This is a genomic window from Streptomyces sp. NPDC088794 (assembly GCF_044750545.1).
GTDB lineage: Bacteria > Actinomycetota > Actinomycetes > Streptomycetales > Streptomycetaceae > Streptomyces.
Genome location: NZ_JBIVKB010000014.1, coordinates 327,635 through 349,881, shown reverse-complemented (window position 1 = coordinate 349,881; position 22,247 = coordinate 327,635). Strand labels below are relative to the sequence as shown.

The following is a 22,247-nucleotide window of genomic DNA, read 5'->3' as shown; positions in this document are numbered from 1 at the left end:
GGGGGCCGGCCCCCCCCCGGGGGGGGGGGCGGGGCCCCCCGCCCCCCCGGCGCCCCGGCTTCAAAAAATGCGGGCGGGGGGCGGCGCCCCCCCCCCGGACCTCGGGGGGGGCCCCCCCACGGCCCGATCGGGTCTCCCGGCGGGATCAGCCGGCCTCGGAAGCCGGTTCCTTGACGGCCTGGACAGGAAGCTCGACGGATCCGTCCGCTTCTTCTCCGGGCTCTTCCGCTACGGCCACGACCTCGCCGTCCAGCACCCTCTTCGCCCGCTCCACATCCAGCGCCCCCTCCCAGCGGGACACCGCGAAGACGGCGACGCAGTTGCCGAGCAGGTTGGTGACGACGCGCATCGAGTCCATGATGCGGTCCACGCCGAGCAGCAGGGCGACCGCGCCGGCCGGGATCGCGCCCAGCGAGGAGGCGGTCGCGGACAGGGCGAGGAAGGCGGAGCCGGGGATGCCCGCCATGCCCTTGCTGGTCAGCATCAGGACGAGGACGACGGTGATCTGGTCGCTCAGGCTGAGGTCGACGCCCACGGCCTGGGCGATGAACAGCGTGCCGATGGAGAGGTAGAGCGAGGCACCGTCGAGGTTGAAGGAGTAGCCGGTGGGCAGCACCAGGCCCACGGCGTCGTCGCGGGCGCCGGCCCTGCGCAGCTTCTGCATCACGCGCGGCAGGACGGACTCGGTGGACGCGGTGCCGAGCGCGAGCAGCATCTCCTCGCGGATGTAGCGCAGGAACTTCCAGAGGCTGAGCCCGGTGACCATGCGCAGGGCGACGGCGAGCAGCACGACGAACGCCGCGGCGGCTGCGTAGCACAGGATGATCAGCTTGGCGTAGGTCTCGATCACACCGAGCCCGTACTGCCCGATCAGGACGGCCATCGCGCCGAAGACGGCGATCGGGGCTAGGCGCATCACGAAGCCGACGATCGCGAAGATGATCTCCTGCGCCTGCTCGATGGCGGGCAGCACCTGCGGCACCTTGGTGCGGCCGAGGTGGAGCAGCGCGGCGCCCACCAGGCAGGCCAGGACGAGGACTTGGAGGAGGGAGTTCTCGGCGAAGGCGCCGATGAAACTGGTGGGCAGGGCGTTCAGAACGAACTCGGTCGTCGACGGCAGCGAGCCGCCGCCCGTCTTCGCGTCGACCGCCGAGGCGTCCAGCGTCGACGGGTCGACGTGCATCCCGGAGCCGGGCTGGACGACGTTGGCGGCGACCAGGCCGATGATCAGGGCGAGCGTGCTCGCGACCTCGAACCAGATCAGGGCCTTGAGCCCGATCCGCCCGAACGCCTTCAGATCACCGGCCTTGGCGATGCCGACGACGACCACGCAGAACACCAGCGGCGAGATGATCGTCTTGATCAGCCGGGTGAAACCGTCGCCGAGCGGCTGGAGATCCGTGGCCACGTCGGGCCACAACTTCCCTACGACGATGCCGAGTACGAGCGCGCAGGCGACCTGCGCGAAGAGAGAGGTACGCAATATGCGTGCGACGCGTCGCGGCAGAGACGGGACGGACGGCGGCACGGGCACTCCTTGTGGGAGACGTGGGGGACGTCTGCCGCAGAAGTCCGGGGCGACTTCTGCGATACGGAAAGCGGCTTCCGTGACGATCACCATCAGTGCTTTGTTGATCGCGCCGAAGACCTCCGTGTTGCAGACACGTAAATCACGACCCGTGTGACGCGTCGCACACAACTGCGCTCAGCAGCGGTCGCGTTCCTCCGTGAGCACCCCCTGCACGGTGGTCAGCGAGCGGTCGTAGCAGCCGTCGGATCCGTACAGCCGGTAGCGCTCGCTCGTCGTGCCGACCGCGTGCCGCTGGTCACGCGGCACGCCCGTGAGATAGGTGGCGTCGCCGGTGTACGTGTCGTCGAACCGAGACCACGCCGTACGCCGTCCGCCGCGCGACTCGACCACCGAGGCACGGTCACCCATGGTCAGCACGGTGCGCAGCCGGGCGTCGTCGCCGACGCTGGTCGTGCCGTTCATCGTGTACGTCCGTCGCGTGTGCGTCGTGCGGGCCGGTCCGCGTCCGTCGACGGTGACCGACTCGTCGTCGGACCAGGCCGCGTCGAGCCCGTCGACGTTCTCGCCGTCGGTCCAGTGGTGGGTGGAGGTGTTGGCGAGGGTGCGCCGGACGGTGGACGTGACGCGGCCGTGCGAGGTGTCGACGTATCCGGCGACGGTCAGCTCGTGGCCGCCCTCGGTGTCCACGCGGTGCGGTGAACCGGGCGTGTACGTCGAGGAGTTGGCGAGGTCGCCGACCTCGTGCGCGGTGACCTCGCCGGTGACGTGCGCGCGCTTCGCGTCCTGCCAGACGAGCACGTTGACGGGAGTGCTCCAGCCGCTCTGCCCTTCGGGGACGCCGACGACGGAGACCTCGACGCGGTGCGGGCGGCCGTCGTTGAGGAGACCGGCGTAGGGCGTCAGGTCGTATTCGATCGGCTTGACGTCGAAGGCACGCGGCCCCGGAATGACGTACCAGAGAAAGGGGTTCGACCAGCCGCCGGTCCACACGGTCGGGAACGGCGCGGCGATTCCGGCGAGTTGGCCGTCGACCTTGATCTGCACCTCGCGGTACGGGCCGCCGTCGGACTGGCAGGAGTAGGGCGCGGAGTCGGGCACGCTGAGGTACCAGAACTCCTCGCAGCCGCCGCCCGATCCGGTGGCGTACACCTCGGCGAGGATGCGTTCGCTGTTGCGCGGGGTGGTGAGGGTGTCGCCGTCGGCGAGGGTGAGGACCTTGTCGGGGGTGCGAGTCCTGTCGGGAGTCACGGCCGGGCGGCCCGTGTAGAAGGTCAGCGTGACCTTGACGTCGAGGACGCCGGTGTACGTGTCGTCGACGACGTTCCCGATGAGCATCTCGACGTCCTGGGCGCGACGGAAGGTGTCGCTGTAGCGCGTGACGTCCTTCTCCACGGACCACGTGATGCCGTCGGGCGAGGGCTCGGGCGTCGACGTACGGAGAACCTCGACCCCACCGACGTGCACATAGCCGAGCCGGTCGTACTGCCGTCCCGCGACCTTGCCGTCAAGACGCAGCACCACCTTGCTCCAGCGGTCGCCGCAGCCGGTGGGCGGGGTGTAGGTGCCCCGGTAGGGCGTGAAGTCGCGGAACTGCGCCTCGGCGAGGGTGACTTGGCAGGACTTGCCGGAAGGCTTCTCGACGGGCGGGACCGCGGTGACCGGGTCGTGCCAGTCGGAGCCGAACTCCGCGGGCACGTCTGCGGGTTGGACGCGCGCTTCGGTGGACTGGCCTCGGATCTGGGCGGATTGAGCGGGCGCCGCTCCGAGAAGGGCGCTCGCCACGAGGGTCGCTCCGGCGAGCATGGACATGATGATCCGTCTCTTCATGGCCGGTGTTCTACGGGGAGTCGGGACGTTCTGGCAATGACGCCTCCGGCGAGGAAGCTAGGTCTTCAGGTCAGCCCTGTCCCCCATCACCACCACGGGATGCCGGTTCGGATCGAGCGTGCGCAGCAGGTACTCCATCGCCGCCTTCGGCAGACTGACGCAGCCCGACGTCCCGCTGCCGTGGTCCATGTGCAGCCAGATGCCGCCGCCCCTGGACTCGCCATCGGGCCGGGTCGGGTCGTTGGGCGGGGTGCCCTTGACGCGGTTGTAGTCGATGGCGATGACGTAGTCGAAGTCGTGCCAGTGCGACTCGGCCCACCAGCGTGGCGCGGCGAAGGCGGCGGAGCGCGTGTACGGGAGGTGGGCGCCGGGGTCGGGCAGTACCCCGCCGGAGTCGCTGAGGGTGAACACGCCTACGGGGCTGCGCTTGTCGCCCTCGTGGTGGTCGGCCGTCCAGCCCTTCTTGCCGTTGTGCGCGGGCCATTCGCGCGTCCGTTCCCAGCCGGAGCCGTGTTGCGCGCGTTTCACGTGTCTCGTGTAGAGGGCGACGGTGGCGTCCGGGGAGTCCTTGCCGTCGCCGTACACGACGACGGCTTGGCGGGTGGTGGCGGGGATCTGGCGCCGCAGGTCGTCACCGACGCCCGGGAGACCGTGGGTCGGTGCAGTCGTGATCGCCGTCTTCTCCTTCGGTCCCGTTCCCTCTCCCCCGGCGTGGTGCGTGCCGCCGCACGCGGACAGCGCCATCAGGAGGAGTGTCGCGATCGTCACACTTCGTACGTGTTGCATCGACTCATGGTGACAGCACGTCCCGGGCACTTACCTGCGGTTCGGGAGATACGGGACAGACCGGAAAGATGCCGGTTCTGTGCGGGCTACGTGGAAAACCGGTTGCCCTCGACCACGGAGTGACGCGAACCTTTCACGGTTTGCTGTCGCCGCTCGCGGCCCTTTCTCTCCTCCCTGACACGAGCCACTGGGACCTCATCCGTCATGCAGATCCAAGACCTTCCCTATGCCGACCCGGGCACGCCGGACGCGCGCTCGGGCCCCCGATTCCTGTGGTGGCTGGGCCGGAATCAGCTGGGCGGACAGTTCAAGTCCCTTGCCTGGGGGCTGTTGCACTTCCTGTGCGTCTCCGCGCTGCCGTTCTGCGTGGGCCTCTCCATTCAGGCCGTGGTGGATCGCTCCGGCACCCGACTGGCGCTGGCCGGCGGACTGTTGGCGCTGTGCGGAATCGGCGTCGCGCTCGGCGACACCTTCCTGCACCGGACCGCCGTCACCAACTGGATCACCGCCGCCGCCCGCGTCCAGCAACTGCTCGCCCGCAAGGCCTCACAGCTGGGCTCGGCACTGACCCGGCGGGTCGCGGCCGGCGAGGTGGTGGCCGTGTCGACCGGTGACGTCGAGAAGATCGGCTGGTTCGTGGAGGCCGTCTCCCGGTTCACCGCGGCGGCCCTCACCGCCGTCCTGGTCTGTGTCGCCCTGGTCGTCTACCAGCCGGCGCTCGGCGTGCTCGTCGCCGCCGGTCTGCCGGTGGTGGCGCTCGCGGTCCTGCCGCTGCTGCCGCGGGCGACCCGCCGGGCCGACTTCCAGCGCGAGAAGGCGGGCCGGGCCACCGAACTCGCCTCCGACACCGTCGCCGGACTGCGCGTACTGCGCGGCATCGGCGGCGAGGAACTGTTCCTCGACCGCTACCGCCGCGCCTCCCAGGAGGTCCGCCGGGCCGCCGTACGCAGTGCCCGCATGTGGTCCCTGATCGCCGCGATCCAGGTGCTGCTGCCGGGCGCGCTGATGATCGCGGTCGTCTGGTACGGCGTCCACCTGGCCCGCCAGGGCCGGATCACCATCGGCGAACTGGTCACCGTCTACAGCTCGGTGATGGTCCTGAGCTACCCGCTCCAGCACTTTCACGAGATCGCCATGGCGTACTCCTTCTCGCGTCCCTCCGCCAAGCGGGCCGCGCGCGTGCTGTCGCTGGAACGGGCCACGGACGCCGACGGCGTGCGCGAGGCCGACCCGCCGGCCGGCGATCTGTACGACCCGGCCACCGGTCTGCTGGCCCCCGCCGGCCGGCTCACCGCCGTGGTGTGCGGCGACCCGGACGCGGCGGGCCTGCTCGCCGAACGGCTGGGCGGCCACCCCGCCGAGGAGGGCACGTCCGTCCTGCTGGGCGGTGTCCCTCTCGACGAACTGCCGCTGACCACCGCCCGGACGGCCGTGCTGGTCCAGGACAAGGACCCGGTGCTGCTGTCCGGTTCGCTGCGCGAACTGCTCGACGTGCCGGCTTCGGGTGACGTCACCGCGGCCGACGCCCTGGCGGCCGCCCAGTGCGGGGACGTCCTGGAAGCGCTGGCCCAGGGGTCGTTGGACGCGGCGGACCCGATGGACACGCGGATCACCGAACGCGGACGGTCGCTGTCCGGCGGGCAGCGGCAGCGGCTCGCCCTGGCCCGGTCGCTGATCACCGACCCCGAGGTACTCGTCCTGGACGAGCCGACCTCGGCCGTCGACTCGCACACCGAGGCGCGGATCGCGGAGGGACTGCGCGGACTGCGGGAGGGGCGGACGACGGTGGTGTTCACCTCGTCGCCGCTGCTCCTGGACCACGCGGACCGGGTCGTGCTGGTGCACGAGGGCGAGGTCGCCGCGGTCGGCGTCCACCGCGACCTGGTGCACACCGAGCCCCGGTACCGGGCCGTGGTGACCCGGGAGACCGAGGAAGAGGCCGCCCTGACCGGCGTACTCGAGGAAGAGGGTGAGTCGGCCCTCACCGGCGTACTGAAGGAACTGGAAGAGATCGAGGAGACAGCATGATCGGCGTGGCGCCACCGGCCTACGACCCGGCGGCCCCGACCACGGCGAACACCCTGCCGGTCGGTGCCCCCGCGACCGTACGCGCCTACGTGGCCGAACTGTTCCGACGGCACCGCCGTGCCTTCCTGATCCTGATCACCGTCAACACGGTGTCCGTGATCGCCTCGCTGGTCGGCCCGTGGCTGCTCGGCGACCTCGTACAACGAGTGTCGGACGGTGCGCGGGAACTCCATATGCCGTTCACCGTCTCGCTGTTCGTGCTCGCGCTGGTCGTCCAGGCCGTGTTCGTGCGCGAGGTGCGGCTGCGCGGGGCGATGCTCGGCGAGCGGATGCTGGCCGACCTGCGCGAGGACTTCCTGGTGCGGTCGGTCGGGCTGCCGCCGGGTGTCCTGGAGCGGGCGGGCACCGGCGACCTGCTGTCCCGGATCACGACGGACGTCGACCGGCTGGCCAACGCGATGCGCGAGGCCGTGCCGCAGCTGTCGATCGGCGTGGTGTGGGTGGTGCTGCTGATCGGCGGGCTCGTCGTCACCGTGCCGCCGCTGGCGCCCGCCGTGCTGATCGCCGTGCCACTGTTGGTGATCGGCTGTCGCTGGTACTTCAAGCGGGCGCCGTCCGGCTACCGCTCGGAGGCCGCGGGGTACGCGGCCGTGGCCGCCGCCCTCGCCGAGACCGTCGACGCCGGCCGCACCGTCGAGGCCCAGCGCCTGGGTGCCCGTCGCATCGAACTGTCCGAGCGCCGGGTCCAGGAGTGGACGGCGTGGGAGCGCTACACACTGTGGCTGCGGTCCGTGCTCTTCCCCGTCATCAACCTCACCCATGTGACGGTGCTCGCCTCCGTCCTGATGATCGGCGGCGTGTTCGTCCTGCACGGCTGGATCGGGGTCGGCCAGCTGACCACGGGCGCGCTCATCGCACAGATGCTCGTGGATCCGGTGAACCTGATCCTGCGCTGGTACGACGAGCTCCAGGTCGCCCAGGTGTCGCTGGCCCGCCTTGTCGGGGTGCGGGACATCGAGCCGGAGGCCGGTGAGGAGTCGCTGGCGCCGGACGGGCGTGACGTGCGCGCGGACCGGGTGCACTTCGGCTACCGCGAGGGCGTGGACGTCCTGCGCAAGGTGTCCCTGGAGGTCGCGCCGGGCACCCGCCTCGCGCTGGTCGGGCCGTCGGGTGCGGGCAAGTCCACGCTGGGCAGGCTGCTCGCCGGCATCTACGCGCCCCGGGACGGTCACATCACCCTCGGCGGCGCCGAACTCTCCCGGATGCCGGCCGAGCGGGTCCGCTCGCACGTGGCCCTCGTCAACCAGGAGCACCACGTCTTCGTGGGCTCCCTGCGCGACAACCTGCTGCTCGCCCGGACGGGCGCCGACGACGCCGAGCTGTGGGCGGCGCTGGGCGCGGTCGACGCGGACGGGTGGGCGCGGGCGCTGGACGAGGGTCTGGACACGGAGGTCGGCTCCGGCGGGCTCACGCTCACCCCGGCCCAGGCCCAGCAGATCGCGCTGGCCCGGCTGGTGCTGGCCGATCCGCACACGCTGGTCCTGGACGAGGCGACGTCCCTGCTCGACCCACGTGCGGCCCGCCATCTGGAGCGGTCCCTGGCCCGGGTCCTGGACGGCCGCACGGTCGTCGCCATCGCGCACAGGCTGCACACCGCCCACGACGCGGATGTCATCGCCGTCGTGGAGAACGGCCGCATCAGCGAGCTCGGCAGCCATGGCGAGCTGGTCGCCGCGGATGGTGCGTACGCGGCGCTGTGGCGGTCCTGGCACGGGTGAGGCGAAGGGCTGAGGCGGGGGTGACCCGGTGAGCGGGGCCCTGGTCTCGGACGCCGGTCGGGCTCGTGGCCCGGCCGGCTCGTCGCCCTGTGCCGTTGCGCGGTCCCGAAAGGGGGTGGAAGGCTGGGCACCGGTACCGGTTCGCGCCGCGTGCCGGCGACCCGCCATCCACCGCGGGACTGTCCCCATCACCTGGAGGTACCCGTGACCAGCGCCGACGGATGGGGAGACGACGTCTACCAGCCCGACGGATCCGAGATCCAGGAGGACTCGGGTCTGCTCGACCCGGAGGACACCCTGGACGACGACGGTGTCGGCGACCCCCTCGACCGGGGCTGGTCCCCGCCGGAGCGGCCCTGGGCGGTGGAGCACGACGGTGTGACGGCGGCCGAGGGGCAGCGTGGGGAGACGCTGGACCAGCGGCTCGCCGAGGAGGTTCCCGACCTCGGCGCCTACGACGGCGACGGCCTCGGCGACTCGGAGGACTCCGACGGGGAACTCCTGGACAACGAGGTCGGCGACTTCCGCTCCGGCCGGCTCGTGGCGCCCGACGAAGGCGCGCACGAGGACGAGGAGAGCGCGCTGATCGCCACGGACGTGGGCATCGACGGCGCCGCGGCCTCCGCCGAGGAGGCCGCCATGCACATCGTCGACGAGGACACCCTGTCCGGCTGAACCGTCGCCTGGCCGACCTGCAGAGGAGCACGCATGCAGAACGACAAGCAGCCCGACTACCACCCGGTCGTCTTCCGTGACCGCGCCGCAGGCTACGCCTTCCTCACCCGCTCCACCGCGACCAGCGAGCAGACCATCGAGTGGGACGACGGCGAGACCTACCCGGTCGTGGACGTGGAGATCTCCTCGGAGAGCCACCCGTTCTACACCGGCAAGGCGCGGACGGTCGACACCGAGGGCCGCATCGCCCAGTTCGAGCGTCGCTACGGCGGCGGAGCGGGCCAGGGTTCCACCGGCGGTTCCACCGGCTGAACCGGCTCGCGGCGCCGCAGCCCCACGGCCGACCGTAGATCCATGGCGTTCGGCGGTCACATCCGGACCTCGACATCCGTCAGTGCGACAGAGGCACTTCGCATTTACCGAAGCTGCCTTCGCCCGTACCGATGATGTCGAGGATCCGGAGAACAGAACGCCATGACCACACAGAACGCAGTGACCACTGAGTCGCGCCTGCCCAACCCGCTCAAGACCGTCCCCGAGCTCGCACCGGTCGCCGAGGCTCTTTTCAAGGCCGTCGGCAACGGTTCGGTGCCGCAGACCACGGTCAGCCTGATCCATCTGCGCCTCGGCCAGTTGGTCGGCAACACCTACCTGACCGTCATGCACACCGGTGCCCTGCGCAGGGCCGGGGAGTCCGAGGAGCGGATCACGGCCGTGTCGTCCTGGCACGACGCACCCTGCTTCACGGACGCGGAGCGTGCCGCGCTCGCCCTGATCGAGGCGGTGCTCACCCCGAACCCGCGCGGTGAGCGGGTGCCCGCGGACCTCTACGCGCAGGTGTCCGAGCACTACGACGAGAAGGCCCTGACCACGTTGACGTTCGCGATCGGCCAGGGGCTGTTCTTCCTCCCCCTCGCCACCATCGGCCGGCCGCTGCCCGGAGTGGCGCCCAGCGAGCAGTGGCGGGACTGACAGCCTGGGCCTCTCACGGGTGAGGGCACGACCGCCGTGCCCCACTCGGAGGGGCCCGCCCCTCAGATGAAGTTCAGCGCGGCCGCGCAGCCCACCCCGCCGAGCAGCATGAACACCGGCATCAGCACCTTCAGCTCGACCCAGCTGCCCGCCCTGAAACGCATGATCTTCGGCGGGCCGATCGGGTACCAGCGCTTGCGGCCGATCGGGATCGGCCACAGGACCGGGCAGCCGGAGACCGTCAGCGCGTCGCCGATGTCGTGCACCAGCGCGCCCAGCACGATCGGCAGCCCCAGCCACAGGTACTCCTGCCCGGGAGCCGTGAAGAGCCAGTCCGCGCCGTTGCCCGGCTTGTCCAGGACACCGGCCAGGATCCACGCGCTGGTCGCCGCCAGGAGCCACACCAGGACGTCGCTGCTGGAGCCCCGGGCCGCCCGCCACAGCAGGCCTTCGATGGCCAGCACCATGTGGACGAAGAGGAGGGCGAGGACTGCCCAGCGGCCACCCATGATGGCCAGCGCCGACGCCCCGGCCCCGATCATGACCGCCCACAGCCAGGTGTGCGTGAGCGTGCGGTGGCCCCCGGAGCGGCGCGGGTCGCCCTGCTTCTTCGTCGCCTTGTAGACGGAGTAGGAGAGCTTGTCCACGATCTCGCACAACCCGCGCGAGATGGGACCGAAGGCTCGGGAGATGGTCGCGGCCTTGTGGTCCAGGTCCGGGGCGAGCGCGGCGCCGGCGCAGATCAAGGCGCCGACCAGGAGGACCGGCCAGGGCATCGTGTGCCCGGCCGCGGCGGCCGCGGCTCCGACACCGAGCCAGGCCGCGGCGCCCGACAGTGAGTGTGCTGGTCCCATCATGGCCGTTGCCCGCCCCATTCCTCGTGTACCGCTGTCCAGTTGACCGAGTTCGCTGACGCTCCGTCGGCGACACAGCGTATAGGTCGTGATCTTCGGGCGGACATCCGATTCCCCCCTGAGGGAGGAGGCCAGGCAAGATGGGTCCGTGACCCTCATCGATCAGCTCCCTGCGACCGCCGACCCCGACGCCCTCTACGAAGCCTTTGAGTCGTGGGCCCAGGAACGCGGTCTCACGCTCTACTCCCATCAGGAGGAGGCGCTGATCGAGGTGGTCTCCGGTGCGAACGTGATCGTGTCGACGCCCACCGGCTCCGGCAAGAGCATGATCGCGGCGGGCGCGCACTTCGCCGCGCTGGCCCGGGACGAGGTCACCTTCTACACGGCTCCGATCAAGGCGCTGGTCTCGGAGAAGTTCTTCGAGCTGTGCAAGATGTTCGGCACCGAGAACGTCGGCATGCTGACCGGCGACGCGTCCGTGAACGCCGACGCGCCCGTCATCTGCTGCACGGCCGAGGTGCTCGCGTCGATCGCGCTGCGCGACGGCAAAGGCGCGGACGTCGGCCAGGTCGTCATGGACGAGTTCCACTTCTACGCGGAGGGGGACCGCGGCTGGGCCTGGCAGATCCCGATCCTGGAGCTGCCCCAGGCGCAGTTCATCCTGATGTCCGCCACGCTCGGCGACGTCTCGATGTTCGAGGAGGACCTCACCCGGCGCACCGGCCGCCCGACCTCGGTGGTCCGCTCGGCGACCCGGCCCGTACCGCTGTCCTACGAGTACCGGCTCACCCCGCTCACCGACACCCTTACCGAGCTGCTGGAGACCCGGCAGGCCCCGGTCTACATCGTCCACTTCACCCAGGCGCAGGCTGTGGAGCGGGCGCAGGCGCTGATGAGCATCAACATGTGCACGCGCGAGGAGAAGGACCAGATCGCCGAGCTGATCGGCAACTTCCGCTTCACCACCAAGTTCGGCCGCAACCTCTCCCGCTACGTCCGGCACGGCATCGGCGTCCACCACGCCGGCATGCTGCCCAAGTACCGGCGGCTGGTGGAGAAGCTCGCGCAGGCCGGTCTCCTCAAGGTCATCTGCGGTACGGACACGCTCGGTGTGGGCGTGAACGTCCCCATCCGCACAGTGCTGTTCACCGCCCTGGCCAAGTACGACGGCAATCGCGTCCGCACCCTGCGCGCCCGTGAGTTCCACCAGATCGCCGGACGCGCCGGACGCGCCGGCTTCGACACGGCGGGCTTCGTCGTCGCGCAGGCCCCCGAGCACGTGATCGAGAACGAGAAGGCGCTCGCGAAGGCGGGCGACGACCCGAAGAAGCGCCGCAAGGTGGTCCGCAAGAAGGCACCGGAAGGCTTCGTCGGGTGGACGGACGCCACCTTCGAGAAGCTCATCACCTCCGAGCCGGAGCCGCTGATGTCCCGCTTCCGGGTGACGCACACGATGCTGCTGTCGGTGATCGCCCGGCCGGGCAACGCCTTCGACGCGATGCGTCATCTGCTGGAGGACAACCACGAGCCGCGCAAGCAGCAGCTGCGGCACATCCGGCGCGCGATCGCCATCTACCGCTCGCTGCTGGACGGCGGCATCGTCGAGAAGCTGGACACGCCGGACGCCTCGGGCCGCATCGTCCGCCTCACCGTGGACCTCCAGCAGGACTTCGCCCTCAACCAGCCGCTGTCCACGTTCGCGCTCGCCGCGTTCGAGCTCCTGGACCCGGAGTCGCCGTCCTACGCCCTGGACATGGTGTCCGTCGTGGAGTCGACCCTGGACGACCCGCGGCAGATCCTCGCCGCCCAGCAGAACAAGGCGAAGGGCGAGGCCGTCGCCGCGATGAAGGCGGACGGCGTCGAGTACGAGGAGCGCATGGAGCGGCTCCAGGACATCTCGTACCCGAAGCCCCTGGAGGAACTGCTCTTCCACGCGTACGACACGTACCGCAAGAGCCACCCGTGGGTGGGCGACCATCCGCTGTCGCCGAAGTCCGTCATCCGTGACATGTACGAACGGGCCATGTCCTTCACGGAGTTGGTGTCCCACTACGAGCTGGCCCGCACCGAGGGCATCGTGCTGCGCTACCTCGCGAGCGCGTACAAGGCGCTGGACCACAACATCCCGGACGACCTCAAGTCCGAGGATCTGCAGGACCTGATCGAGTGGCTCGGCGAGATGGTCCGCCAGGTCGACTCCAGCCTGCTCGACGAGTGGGAACAGCTCGCCAATCCGGAAGTGATGACGGCGGAGGAGGCCCAGGAGAAGGCCGACGAGGTCAAGCCCGTCACGGCCAACGCGCGTGCCTTCCGCGTCCTGGTCCGCAACGCCATGTTCCGCCGCGTGGAGCTCGCCGCCCTCGACCACGTCGACGAGCTGGGCGAGTTGGACGGCGACCACGGGTGGGACGCGGACGCCTGGGGCGAGGCGATGGACAAGTACTGGGACGAGTACGACGACCTCGGCACCGGTCCCGACGCCCGCGGCCCCAAGCTCCTCGTGATCAAGGAGGAGCCGCAGAACGGCCTCTGGCGCGTCCGCCAGATCTTCGACGACCCGAACGACGACCACGACTGGGGCATCAGCGCGGAGATCGACCTCACGGCCTCCGACGCGGAGGGCCACGCGGTCGTCCGTGTCACCGACGTCGGTCAGCTGTGAGCCGTCGGACAGCCGTGAGCCAAGGAGAACTCCACGCATGACGAACCCGGCCGAGAGACTGGTCGACCTGCTCGACCTGGAGCAGATCGAGGTCAACATCTTCCGTGGCCGCAGCCCGCAGGAGTCCCTGCAGCGGGTCTTCGGCGGCCAGGTGGCGGGCCAGGCCATGGTCGCCGCCGGCCGCACCACGGAGGGCGACCGTCCGGTGCACTCCCTGCACGCGTACTTCCTGCGCCCGGGCCGCCCGGGCGTACCGATCGTGTACGAGGTCGAACGGGTGCGGGACGGCAGGTCGTTCACGACCCGTCGGGTCACCGCCGTGCAGCAGGGCCGCACGATCTTCAATCTCACCGCCTCCTTTCACAAGCCTGAGGAAGGACCCTTCGAGCACCAGCTGCCGCCCGCCCGCAAGGTCCCGGACCCGGAGTCCCTGCCGACCGTCGCGGAAGAGGTACGGGCCCATCTGGGCGCGCTGCCCGAGCAGTTGGAGCGGATGGCGCGCCGTCAGCCCTTCGACATCCGCTACGTGGACCGGCTGCGCTGGAGCGCCGAGGACCTGAAGGGCGCCGAGGCGCGCAGTGCCGTGTGGATGCGCGCGGTCGGGCCGCTGGGTGACGACCCGCTCGTGCACACCTGCGCGCTCACCTACGCCAGCGACATGACCCTCCTGGACGCCGTCCGCATCCCGGTCGAACCTCTGTGGGGTCCACGGAACTTCGACATGGCGTCACTGGACCACGCCATGTGGTTCCACCGGCCGTTCCGCGCGGACGAGTGGTTCCTGTACGACCAGGAGTCTCCGATCGCCACGGGTGGCCGGGGTCTGGCCCGTGGGCGGATCTACGACATCGAGGGACGGCTGCTGGTGTCCGTGGTCCAGGAAGGGCTGTTCAGGGCGCTGTAGTTCAGGGGTTTCTGCGCAGCAGCCGGCTCAGCAGACCACGGGAACGCTCCGGCTCCTGGTGTGCGGGGTCGTGGTGTTGCGCGACCGGTGGCGGTGCCGTCGGCCGGGGAGTCTGTCGCGGCGCCGCCGGATGCGGTGTCGGCCGCTCTCCCGTCGGATTCGGTGCGGGGCGCGGTGCCGGGTGGTCCGTGCGGGCCTCGCTCACCGCCTGTGCGAGGTCGGCGCGCAGCCAGCCGATCTCGTCCGGGTGGTCCGCAGTCATGATCCGCTCGGCGAGCTGTGCCGAGGGCGAGCCGGGGGCTCCGTTCGTCACTGGCCTGGGCCGGAATCGGTTCAAGTGGGAGCGCTCGTAGGGATCCTGGACGATCTCCGCGACCTGGACGGGATCGAGCAGGGACGCCACGGCTGCCGCGCGTGCCCAGGGGTGGCCGTCGGCCTGCCGGAGCAGGAACCCGAGGTGTCGTCCCCGCCAGTTCCGGGCCCGTAGATCCAGCCCCGCCTCCAGCTGCTCGCGCAGTCCGGACGGCGTCGTCCCGCTGAGCAGGCCCGTGCTGTCCCCGTCGGCGGCGAACTGCCGCAGTTCCTCGGCCAGATACAGCCAGACCACGGCCCGGTAGCGGTTGAGGTAGAAGGTGACCGGCACGACCACGCCGAGCCTGGCCAGTCGGGTGAACCTGGCGGGTGTCACCTCCAGCAGGTCCGCCCCCTGCTTCGTGCCCACCGTTTCGACGCGCTTCCGCAACGCCTCGGGATAGCCCTCCTCCGTGCGCAGCCGGTCGATCTCGGTGCGGGCGACCCGCCGGCCTCCGCCCCCTTCGTCGGGCACGGTCCTGACGCAGCCGAGGTGTACGGCGAGGTCGAACTCGCCTCGCCTGAGCTCCAGTTCCCTGGCCGCGCGACTCGGTGCGAAGGACAGGGACTGCGGTTTCGTGACGGTGTTGCCTGACATGCTCGTCTCCCCCGTGGAGTGCGGGGCCCGCGCCGTCCGCGTGGCCTCGGAAAAAACCGTAGCCAATTCCGCGGACTTCGCGGCGAGCCTGTGGATAACTCTGCGGGAGCTGACGAACGTGCAGGTCAGGCCTCTGTGGCCGGTGATCGCTCGGGCTGCCGGGCCCCCACGCCGAGATGCTCGCCGACCCGATTGACGAGCAGGGTCATCTCGTACGCGATCTGGCCGATGTCGGCGTCGGCCCCGCTGAGCACGCACAGGCAGCTGCCGGAGCCGGCCGCGGTGACGAACAGCACCGCGTCGTCGAACTCGACCATGGTCTGGCGTACCCCGCCCGCGCTGAAGTGGCGCCCCGAGCCCTTGGCGAGGCTGTGCAGTCCGGACGAGACGGCGGCGAGATGCTCCGCGTCCTCGCGGCGCAGTCCCGTGCTCGCGCCTGTCACCAGGCCGTCGTTGGACAGGACCAGCGCGTGGCGTACGTGCTCGACCCGCTCGGTGAGGTCGTCCAGCAGCCAGCCGAGTCCCTCGTTCTGCCCCATGTCTCCGACTCCCCGTGTGCCGACTCCCCCTCGTGGGAGGATCCCTCGCCAGCCTTCCCCACCACTGGCGCGCGAGCAAGGAGGATGGGGGCATGGCACAGAAGATGACCGATGAGGAATGGCGGGCCTTCGTCTCGCACGGCACCCGCACCGCGAAACTCTCCACCGTCCGGGCCGACGGCAGCCCGCATGTGACGCCGATCTGGTTCCTGCTGGACGGGGACGACATCGTGTTCAACACCGCGAAGACCAGTGTCAAGGGCCGGAATCTGGCCCGCGACGGTCGGGCCGCGCTGTGTGTGGACGACGACCGGCCGCCGTTCGACTACGTGGTGCTGCAGGGCCGCGCCCGGATCTCGGAGGATCTCGACGAGTTGCGGCACTGGGCCGGGCGTATCGGCGCGCGCTACATGGGTGAGGAGCGCGCCGGGGAGTTCGGGGAGCGCAACGGTGTGCCCGGGGAGCTCCTCGTCCGGATCGCGGTCGACAAGATCCTGGCGGAGAAGGCCGTCGCGAGCTGACTTCACGGCCGTATCGCGGCCGCGTCAGCCGACCGAGTCGAGCAGCCGGGCGGTGTGCATCCGCCCGGCGTACTCGACGAGCCGGATCAGCACCTCCTTCCCGGAGTCGCGGTCTCGGGCGTCACACAGCACCACCGGGGTTCCCCGGTCGAGGTCGAGGGCGCGCGAGACGTCCTGCGGGCCGTACCTCCGGGAGCCCATGAAGCAGTTGACGGCCACCACGAACGGGATGTGCCGGTGCTCGAAGTAGTCCACGGCGGGGAAGCAGTCCTCAAGGCGCCTGGTGTCCGCCAGGACGACCGCGCCGAGGGCTCCCTGTGACAACTCGTCCCACAGGAACCAGAAGCGGTCCTGGCCCGGCGTGCCGAAGAGATAGAGGGACAGGCCAGACCGGATGGTGATGCGGCCGAAGTCCATGGCGACGGTGGTCGTGACCTTCTGGTCGACGCCGTCGGTGTCGTCCACCAACTGGCCCGCCTCGCTGAGCAGTTCCTCGGTGCGCAGCGGTTTGATCTCGCTGACCGCGCCCACCAGGGTGGTCTTGCCCACGCCGAATCCGCCGGCGACCAGAATCTTCAGCGCCAGGGCGGCCGTCTCGCCGCCCGCGGCATCGGAGTGCTCGGAGTCCATTGATCACTTCTCTCGGGAGGACGGGAGTACCGGCAACGTCGGATGGTGGTGAACTCACCGTCGGATGGGGGCGAACTCACCGTCGGATGGTCGTGCACTTCGGCTACAGCGCTCGCAGCCCTTCGATCACCTCGCGCAGAATCCGTTCGTCAGGAAGCTGCGCGGGGGGCACCGGGCGGCTGACGGTGACGCAACCGCGCTCCAGCAGGTCGCCCAGGAGCACCCTGACCACGCCGACGGGCAGATCGGCGCCCGCGCCGAGTTCCGCGACCGACTGCGTCTCCGTGCGGCACAGGTCGATCAGGGCCCGGTGTTCCGGCCCGAGCGCGGGGTCGTCGTCGATGCCGCGAGCACTCGCGTCCAGGGTGACGAGGGCGATCAGGTCGAAGCGGACCCCCGCGGGTCCTGACCTGGTGCGCCCGCCCGTCATGGCGTACGGACGGACCAGCGGCCCGGCCTCACCGTCGTACCACTGGCTGCCCGGCTCGTGCGGGGCGCCTGTCCTGTCCTCGATCATGTGCGCGAACCGCCCTCGCCCTATCCGGCGGCCGGGGGCCGCGCGGCGACGCGCGGTGCCGTGTACAGATGCTCGCCGACGCGTTTGACCAGCCGCGCCATCTCGTAGGCGACCAGGCCGATGTCGGCGGTCACGTCGGTGATGAGGGCGAGGCAGGAGCCGTCGCCCGCGGCGGCCACGAACAGGAAGCCGTCGTCCATCTCCACCATGGTCTGGCGCACGCCTCCGGCGCCGAAGTGGCGGCCGGCTCCCTTGGCCAGACTGTTGAAGCCGGAGGCGACCGCCGCGAGGTGTTCGGCGTCCTCGCGGTGCAGGTCGGTCGAGGCGCCCACGGCCAGGCCGTCGTTGGACAGCACCACGGCGTGCCGTACCTCGCTCACGCGCAGCACCATGTCGTCCAGCAGCCAGTCGAGTTCGCCCGACTGCGTGGCGGCCCTCATGCTCGGGTCCTTGATCATGCGGGATCTCCTTCACTGTCCCTGCGCGCTGTGGAATGCGGAGTGGCGCCGCGCCCGGGCTGCCTGCCGCCGCCGCGGGCCCAGCCGTCGCGGTACGCCGCCATGCGTTCCCGTACGACTTCGGGGGTGCGTCCGTCGTCGTGGTGGGACGCGGGGGCCCGGTCGGGCTCTTCGGGGCGCTGCCTGCGCAGTTGCGGGGCGAGGTTCGCCTGGCGTACGCGGCGTGGGAGGTCGTCGGACTCCTCGACGTCGTCCGGGGGACGGTGCAGGCGCAAGGTGGTGACTCCGGGTGGTGGGGTTTCGGGCGCCGTCTCCTCCACCGCGGCCGGCGCATTGGGCACCAGCGCGGGCCGTTCGGCCGGCGCCGGGACGGACTCCTGGCGAAGGGCGGCGCCCGGCACGCGCGCGTACTCGCGTTCCGCGAACCGTTCCCTGCCTGCGGCCGCCCTCTCGGATGAACGTTCCGCCGCTGACCGTTCCGCCGCGCCGCCGTGCAGCAGCGGGGTGGGCAGCAGGACGACGGCGGTGGTGCCGCCGTAGGGCGAGGTGCGCAGATGCACCTTGATGTCGTGCCGGGCGGCGAGCCTGCTGACGACGAAGAGGCCGAGCCGGTCGCTGTCGAAGAGGTCCAGTGCCTCGGACTGCTCGATGCGGCGGTTGGCCTCGGCGAGCGTCTCGCTACCCATGCCGAGGCCGCGGTCCTCGACCTCGATCGCGTAGCCGTTGCCGACGGGTTCCCCGCTGACGCGCACGCGTGTGTGGGGCGGCGAGAACTGGGCGGCGTTCTCGACGATCTCGGCCAGGAGGTGGGTGAGGTCGGCGACGGCCGTGCCGAGGACGGACGCCTCGGGGAGTTGTCGTACCTCCACGCGTGCGTAGTCCTCGACCTCGGAGACGGCCGCGCGCACCACGTTGGTCAGCGAGACCGGCATGCGCCAGGCCCGGCCCGGCGCGGCTCCGGAGAGGATGATGAGGCTCTCGGCGTGGCGCCGCATACGGGTGGTGAGGTGGTCGAGCCGGAACAGGTCGCTCAGTTCGTTCGGGTCGTCGGAGCGGCGTTCCATGCTGTCCAGCAGGCTCAGTTGGCGGTGCACGAGGACCTGGCTGCGGCGGGCGAGGTTGACGAACACTCCGGAGATGCCGCTGGCGAGTTCGGCGCGTTCGACGGCGGCGCGCAGGGCGGCGCGGTGCACCGTGCCGAGGGCCTCGGCGACCTGGCCCGCCTCGTCCTCGGCGGGCGGTCCCGGCGGGGCCTCCACGTGGACGTCGATCTCCTCACCCGCGCGCAGCCGCCGCATCGCCTCGGGGAGCTTGCGCCGGGCGATCTCCAGGGCGCTGTTGCGCAGTCCGACCAGTTCGACGACGAGGCCGCGGCCGATGCGTACGGAGATGACGAGCGACGCGGCGACGGCGGCGAGGCCGAACAGGACCGCGGCACCGGCCGGGGTGAGCAGACCGCGGGTGAAGGGGTCGGCCCGGTTCGCGACGTCCTGCCCCGCCCGTTCCTCGATCGTCCGCATGCCGTTCTGCACGCGTGCGTGGGGTGTGTCCCAGCTGTTCGAGGGCGCTGCGGTGAGCGGGCCGGGGGTGCCGGCGATGGCCTTGTCCTCCGCGGTGCCCAGGGCCTCGTACGCGCTGCCTGCGGCGAGGTGCCGCCAGGCGCTGCCTTCCGGGCCGCGCAGGTCGGCGACGGCCGAGTCGGTGAGGGCGCGGCGTGTGTCGACGGCGCCGGTGAACAGCCGCAGCCGCTCGCCGTGCAGGCCGCCGGCGAGGCGCGCGCCGGCCACCAGTGCGTCCTCCTGGGCCAACGCCTCTCCCGCGCGGGAGAATTCGAGCAGTACGCGTGCGTCGGAGCCGAGGTCGGCGTCCTGGATGCTGGTGAGGGCGCCGCCGACCGCGAAGGCGGTGGCGATGGTGCCGGTGTACTGCCCGTAGGTCTCGTCCCAGCCCGTGCGCCGGTCGAGCACCGCGGCGCGCAGCGTGCGCAGCCGTTCGGCGCCGGTGACGAACGCGTCGAGCCGTCGGGCCACTCCTGGGGGCAGTTCCTCGCTGTCGGCGACGGTGCTGTCGCCGCCGAGCCGGAGTTCGGCCACGGCCCGGTCGGTGCGGTCCGCGAGTTTCTTGTAGTCGCCGCTCGCTGCGGCGGACGGGCGGGTCGCGTACCGCACGGCGGCCGTGCGCTCGGCCTGGAGGGCGGTGACGGCCGACGCGACGGGTGTGCGGATCTCGGAGTCGACGCGCTGCAACTGCCGCAGCCTGGCGATGTCCTGAGCGGTGCTGACGGTGGCGAAGGCCCACAGGGCCAGCAGCGAGACGACCGGCACCATCAGCAGGCAGACGATCTTGGCTCTTACGGTCCGCGGCCTTATTCGCCAGCCCCCGTCACGCTCGGGTGCCTCGTCCGGCAGCGCACCCGCGGGGTCCTCCGGGTGTTCGTCGGCAGGCGGTCCTGCGTGCGCGCGACGACCGCGCGCGGGAGATGTGTTCGGCGTCTCGGCGCCAAGTGCGGGCGTCCTACGGGGTGTACGCATGGCCTCCTCGCTCGGATGTGGTTCGGGGGCGGGCCGTCGGGCCGCGGCCGTCGGGGTCGGCGACGCGCTCGCGACGGTGCCTCGGGGCGTGCCGTCGATCCGGTGGTGGCTAGCCGAAGGCGCTCTCGACCGGCCGCTGGGCGGAGGCGGATGCCTCGCGCTCCGCGCTGGTCGGCGACAGCGCGACGAAGGCCGAGGTCAGGAACAGGTAGGACCCGAGGCCGACGGCGAGGGGGAAGATGAACTGCATCGCGGTGGCTCCGGGCAGGGCCGCGCCGGAAGGGGTGACGTCGACGCTCACCGCGAACATGCCGGTGTAGTGCATGCTGGCGACCGCGGCCCCCATGATGAGCGAGGCGCCGAAGACGGCGACGGGCGACTTGATGTTGAGCCCCGCCCACAGGGCCGCCGTCGCGGCGACGACGGCGATCAGGACGGACAGGCCGACGAGCGCCGGGTCGTAGTGGACGGCGCCGTGCAGCCGTATGGCCGCCATGCCCATGTAGTGCATGCTCGCGACCCCGAGCCCGGTGGTGAGGCCGCCGAGCAGGAGCGAGCGGGTGCGGTCCTTGCCGTAGCCGACGGCGAACACGCCCGCGCAGACGACGATCATGGCGACGAGCAGGCTGGCGATGGTGAGCGGCACGTCGTAGCGGATGTCGGTGCCGCTCACGCCGAACCCGAGCATGGCCACGAAGTGCATGGTCCAGATGCCGGTGCCGATCGCCGAGGCCGCGGTGATGAGCCAGTTGCGGCGCGACCGTCCGGTGGCGCCGAGCGCGCGGACGGTACAGCGCAGCCCGAGGGCCGACCCGATGCAGGCCATCACGTACGACAGCACGGGGGTCAGCCAACCGAAGGTTGCGTGGTCCAGGTGTCCCATGACCCCGGGACGCTAGTCGGGGCAGGGGCGCGCAATGAGGGCGCATTTCGAAAGGTATTGAAATATGACACAGCGGTACCCCTGAACGATCGTGTCCAGCTCGAACGTGCGCGCTGCGGCATCATCCGTGTCGGTGAGGGATCATGCGGAACATGAGCGACGACCACACGCATGTCCGGGAGTTCTTCACCCCGCGCGCCGCGGCCTGGGACAGCCGGTTCCCGGACGACGGTCCCGCCTACGCGGCGGCGGTCGCCGAGCTGGGACTGCGTGCGGGCGACCGCGTGCTGGACGCGGGCTGCGGCACGGGGCGGGCCCTGCCGCCGCTGCGGACGGCCGTGGGGCCCTCCGGAGTGGTCCTGGGCGCCGATCTGACACCTGCCATGCTCCAGGCCGCCGTGGCCGCCGGCAGGGACCGTCAGGGGCGGTTGCTGCTCGCCGACGTGTCCGCGCTGCCGGTGCGGTCGGGGTCGCTGGACGCTGTGTTCGCGGCCGGGCTCATCGCCCACCTGCCGCATCCGACCGAGAATCTGCGGGAGTTGGCACGCGCCGTGCGCCCCGGCGGCAGGCTCGCGCTGTTCCATCCGATCGGCCGGGCGGCACTCGCGGCGCGCCAGGGCCGGCAGATCACCCCGGAGGACCTGCGCGCCGAACCCAACCTTCGTTCCCTGCTGGCGGGTTCGGGCTGGCGCATGATCGCCTACGTCGACGAGGACGCCCGTTTCCTGGCACTGGCCGTGCGGGAAGGCTGACGTCACGGCGGCGGATCGCCATGGACCCTTCTGCTGGGGGAACTCCAACTCTACGTTGAGTAGCAGGAGATGAGCGTTGAGCAAAGTCGACCACGTAGGGGGAAGGTGGTTCACATGTGGGGCAGGGTGCGCAGGTCCGGTTCCAGAGTCCGCAACGCGTTGCGCGTGGAGGTGGACCCTGGCCGGGACAAACATCCGCACAATCTTTTCGAGGCCGCGGCCACTTATGTCTCGGCCCGCGCGGAGGACGACCAGGACCGGATCGACGAGGCGGCCGGCTGGGTGTCGCCGGAGGCGCTGTCCTTCGGTGTCAGTGAGCTCGCGTGCAGGGCCGTCGTCGCTCTCGCGCGGGAGCGCGACGAGTCCCCGCAGAACGTGGCCCGCGCGCTCCTCGGGCTCCCCGCGGACTGACGCGCGGGGCATTGCGCGGTCGATTCGCCCCGTGCACCC

The 22,247-nt window shown here is 71.0% G+C and carries 21 protein-coding genes; 10 read left to right on the top strand and 11 right to left on the bottom strand.

Annotated features, from left to right (window positions below; all coding sequences use genetic code 11):
• Window positions 1–145: 145 nt before the first annotated feature.
• The 3 genes from ACIP6U_RS34690 to ACIP6U_RS34680 all read right to left on the bottom strand — a co-directional run bounded on the left by ACIP6U_RS34690 (window position 146) and on the right by ACIP6U_RS34680 (window position 4,144).
• Window positions 146–1,528 carry a cation:dicarboxylate symporter family transporter gene (locus ACIP6U_RS34690; RefSeq protein ID WP_401726172.1) on the bottom strand — a complete coding sequence of 461 codons (1,383 nt, stop codon included), beginning with the start codon at window positions 1,526–1,528 and terminating at the stop codon, window positions 146–148.
• 177 nt (window positions 1,529–1,705) lie between these two features.
• Window positions 1,706–3,358 carry a peptide-N4-asparagine amidase gene (locus ACIP6U_RS34685; RefSeq protein ID WP_401726170.1) on the bottom strand — a complete coding sequence of 551 codons (1,653 nt, stop codon included), beginning with the start codon at window positions 3,356–3,358 and terminating at the stop codon, window positions 1,706–1,708.
• A gap of 57 nt (window positions 3,359–3,415) precedes the next feature.
• Window positions 3,416–4,144, bottom strand: coding sequence for a L,D-transpeptidase family protein (locus ACIP6U_RS34680; RefSeq protein ID WP_401726168.1), 729 nt, complete (start codon window positions 4,142–4,144; stop codon window positions 3,416–3,418).
• Between the two features lie 204 nt (window positions 4,145–4,348).
• On the opposite strand from ACIP6U_RS34680, the gene ACIP6U_RS34675 reads away from it, so the two are divergent.
• The 5 genes from ACIP6U_RS34675 (at window position 4,349) to ACIP6U_RS34655 (ending at window position 9,597) form a co-directional block, all read left to right on the top strand.
• Window positions 4,349–6,172: an ABC transporter transmembrane domain-containing protein gene (locus ACIP6U_RS34675; RefSeq protein WP_401726166.1), complete on the top strand. Its 1,824-nt coding sequence runs from the start codon at window positions 4,349–4,351 to the stop codon at window positions 6,170–6,172.
• A complete protein-coding gene (locus tag ACIP6U_RS34670; protein ID WP_401726164.1) occupies window positions 6,169–7,950 on the top strand; it encodes an ABC transporter ATP-binding protein in 1,782 nt (593 codons plus the stop codon). The genes ACIP6U_RS34675 and ACIP6U_RS34670 overlap by 4 nt, the downstream gene beginning before the upstream one ends.
• 204 nt (window positions 7,951–8,154) lie before the next feature.
• The gene (locus ACIP6U_RS34665; protein WP_124000766.1) at window positions 8,155–8,625 is read left to right on the top strand and encodes a DUF5709 domain-containing protein; all 471 of its coding nucleotides are present in this window, start codon (window positions 8,155–8,157) and stop codon (window positions 8,623–8,625) included.
• Between the two features lie 33 nt (window positions 8,626–8,658).
• Window positions 8,659–8,937 (top strand): type B 50S ribosomal protein L31, encoded by a 279-nt coding sequence (locus ACIP6U_RS34660; protein WP_401726161.1) that lies wholly within the window; start codon window positions 8,659–8,661, stop codon window positions 8,935–8,937.
• A gap of 162 nt (window positions 8,938–9,099) precedes the next feature.
• Complete coding sequence (locus tag ACIP6U_RS34655) at window positions 9,100–9,597, top strand: carboxymuconolactone decarboxylase family protein (protein WP_401726160.1); 498 nt, start codon at window positions 9,100–9,102, stop codon at window positions 9,595–9,597.
• 62 nt (window positions 9,598–9,659) lie between these two features.
• Here the strand turns inward: ACIP6U_RS34655 and ACIP6U_RS34650 are convergent, their stop codons facing one another.
• On the bottom strand, window positions 9,660–10,454 hold the full coding sequence (locus tag ACIP6U_RS34650; RefSeq protein WP_401726159.1) for a metal-dependent hydrolase: 795 nt from the start codon (window positions 10,452–10,454) through the stop codon (window positions 9,660–9,662).
• A gap of 145 nt (window positions 10,455–10,599) precedes the next feature.
• Here ACIP6U_RS34650 and ACIP6U_RS34645 point away from each other — a divergent pair, with 145 nt between their 5' ends.
• Both ACIP6U_RS34645 and ACIP6U_RS34640 read left to right on the top strand, forming a co-directional pair.
• Window positions 10,600–13,113, top strand: a complete 2,514-nt coding sequence (locus tag ACIP6U_RS34645) for a DEAD/DEAH box helicase (protein WP_401726157.1) — start codon at window positions 10,600–10,602, stop codon at window positions 13,111–13,113.
• A 37-nt stretch (window positions 13,114–13,150) separates the two neighbouring features.
• Window positions 13,151–14,017 (top strand): acyl-CoA thioesterase, encoded by an 867-nt coding sequence (locus ACIP6U_RS34640; protein WP_401726155.1) that lies wholly within the window; start codon window positions 13,151–13,153, stop codon window positions 14,015–14,017.
• Window position 14,018: 1 nt separating this feature from the next.
• On the opposite strand, the gene ACIP6U_RS34635 is transcribed toward ACIP6U_RS34640, so the two are convergent.
• On the bottom strand, window positions 14,019–14,966 hold the full coding sequence (locus tag ACIP6U_RS34635) for a DUF6397 family protein (RefSeq protein WP_401726153.1): 948 nt from the start codon (window positions 14,964–14,966) through the stop codon (window positions 14,019–14,021).
• Window positions 14,967–15,091: 125 nt separating this feature from the next.
• Entirely contained in the window at window positions 15,092–15,505 is a 414-nt protein-coding gene (locus tag ACIP6U_RS34630) for a roadblock/LC7 domain-containing protein (RefSeq protein WP_401726151.1), read from the bottom strand.
• Window positions 15,506–15,597: 92 nt separating this feature from the next.
• Here ACIP6U_RS34630 and ACIP6U_RS34625 point away from each other — a divergent pair, with 92 nt between their 5' ends.
• Complete coding sequence (locus ACIP6U_RS34625; protein WP_401726149.1) at window positions 15,598–16,026, top strand: PPOX class F420-dependent oxidoreductase; 429 nt, start codon at window positions 15,598–15,600, stop codon at window positions 16,024–16,026.
• Window positions 16,027–16,050: 24 nt separating this feature from the next.
• On the opposite strand, the gene ACIP6U_RS34620 is transcribed toward ACIP6U_RS34625, so the two are convergent.
• The 5 genes from ACIP6U_RS34620 to ACIP6U_RS34600 form a co-directional block, all read right to left on the bottom strand.
• On the bottom strand, window positions 16,051–16,656 hold the full coding sequence (locus tag ACIP6U_RS34620) for a GTP-binding protein (protein ID WP_401726147.1): 606 nt from the start codon (window positions 16,654–16,656) through the stop codon (window positions 16,051–16,053).
• A gap of 103 nt (window positions 16,657–16,759) precedes the next feature.
• Window positions 16,760–17,173 (bottom strand): DUF742 domain-containing protein, encoded by a 414-nt coding sequence (locus tag ACIP6U_RS34615; RefSeq protein ID WP_401726145.1) that lies wholly within the window; start codon window positions 17,171–17,173, stop codon window positions 16,760–16,762.
• Between the two features lie 20 nt (window positions 17,174–17,193).
• Window positions 17,194–17,631 (bottom strand): roadblock/LC7 domain-containing protein, encoded by a 438-nt coding sequence (locus tag ACIP6U_RS34610; protein ID WP_124000755.1) that lies wholly within the window; start codon window positions 17,629–17,631, stop codon window positions 17,194–17,196.
• Window positions 17,628–20,162, bottom strand: a complete 2,535-nt coding sequence (locus ACIP6U_RS34605) for a nitrate- and nitrite sensing domain-containing protein (protein WP_401726144.1) — start codon at window positions 20,160–20,162, stop codon at window positions 17,628–17,630. Before ACIP6U_RS34605 ends, ACIP6U_RS34610 begins: the two co-directional genes overlap by 4 nt.
• Before the next feature lie 109 nt (window positions 20,163–20,271).
• Entirely contained in the window at window positions 20,272–21,045 is a 774-nt protein-coding gene (locus ACIP6U_RS34600) for an MHYT domain-containing protein (RefSeq protein ID WP_401726142.1), read from the bottom strand.
• A 152-nt stretch (window positions 21,046–21,197) separates the two neighbouring features.
• On the opposite strand from ACIP6U_RS34600, the gene ACIP6U_RS34595 reads away from it, so the two are divergent.
• Together ACIP6U_RS34595 and ACIP6U_RS34590 are read left to right on the top strand one after the other, a co-directional pair.
• Entirely contained in the window at window positions 21,198–21,797 is a 600-nt protein-coding gene (locus ACIP6U_RS34595) for a class I SAM-dependent methyltransferase (protein WP_401726140.1), read from the top strand.
• Between the two features lie 114 nt (window positions 21,798–21,911).
• Window positions 21,912–22,208 (top strand): hypothetical protein, encoded by a 297-nt coding sequence (locus ACIP6U_RS34590; RefSeq protein ID WP_401726138.1) that lies wholly within the window; start codon window positions 21,912–21,914, stop codon window positions 22,206–22,208.
• The last annotated feature ends 39 nt before the right edge of the window (window positions 22,209–22,247 follow it).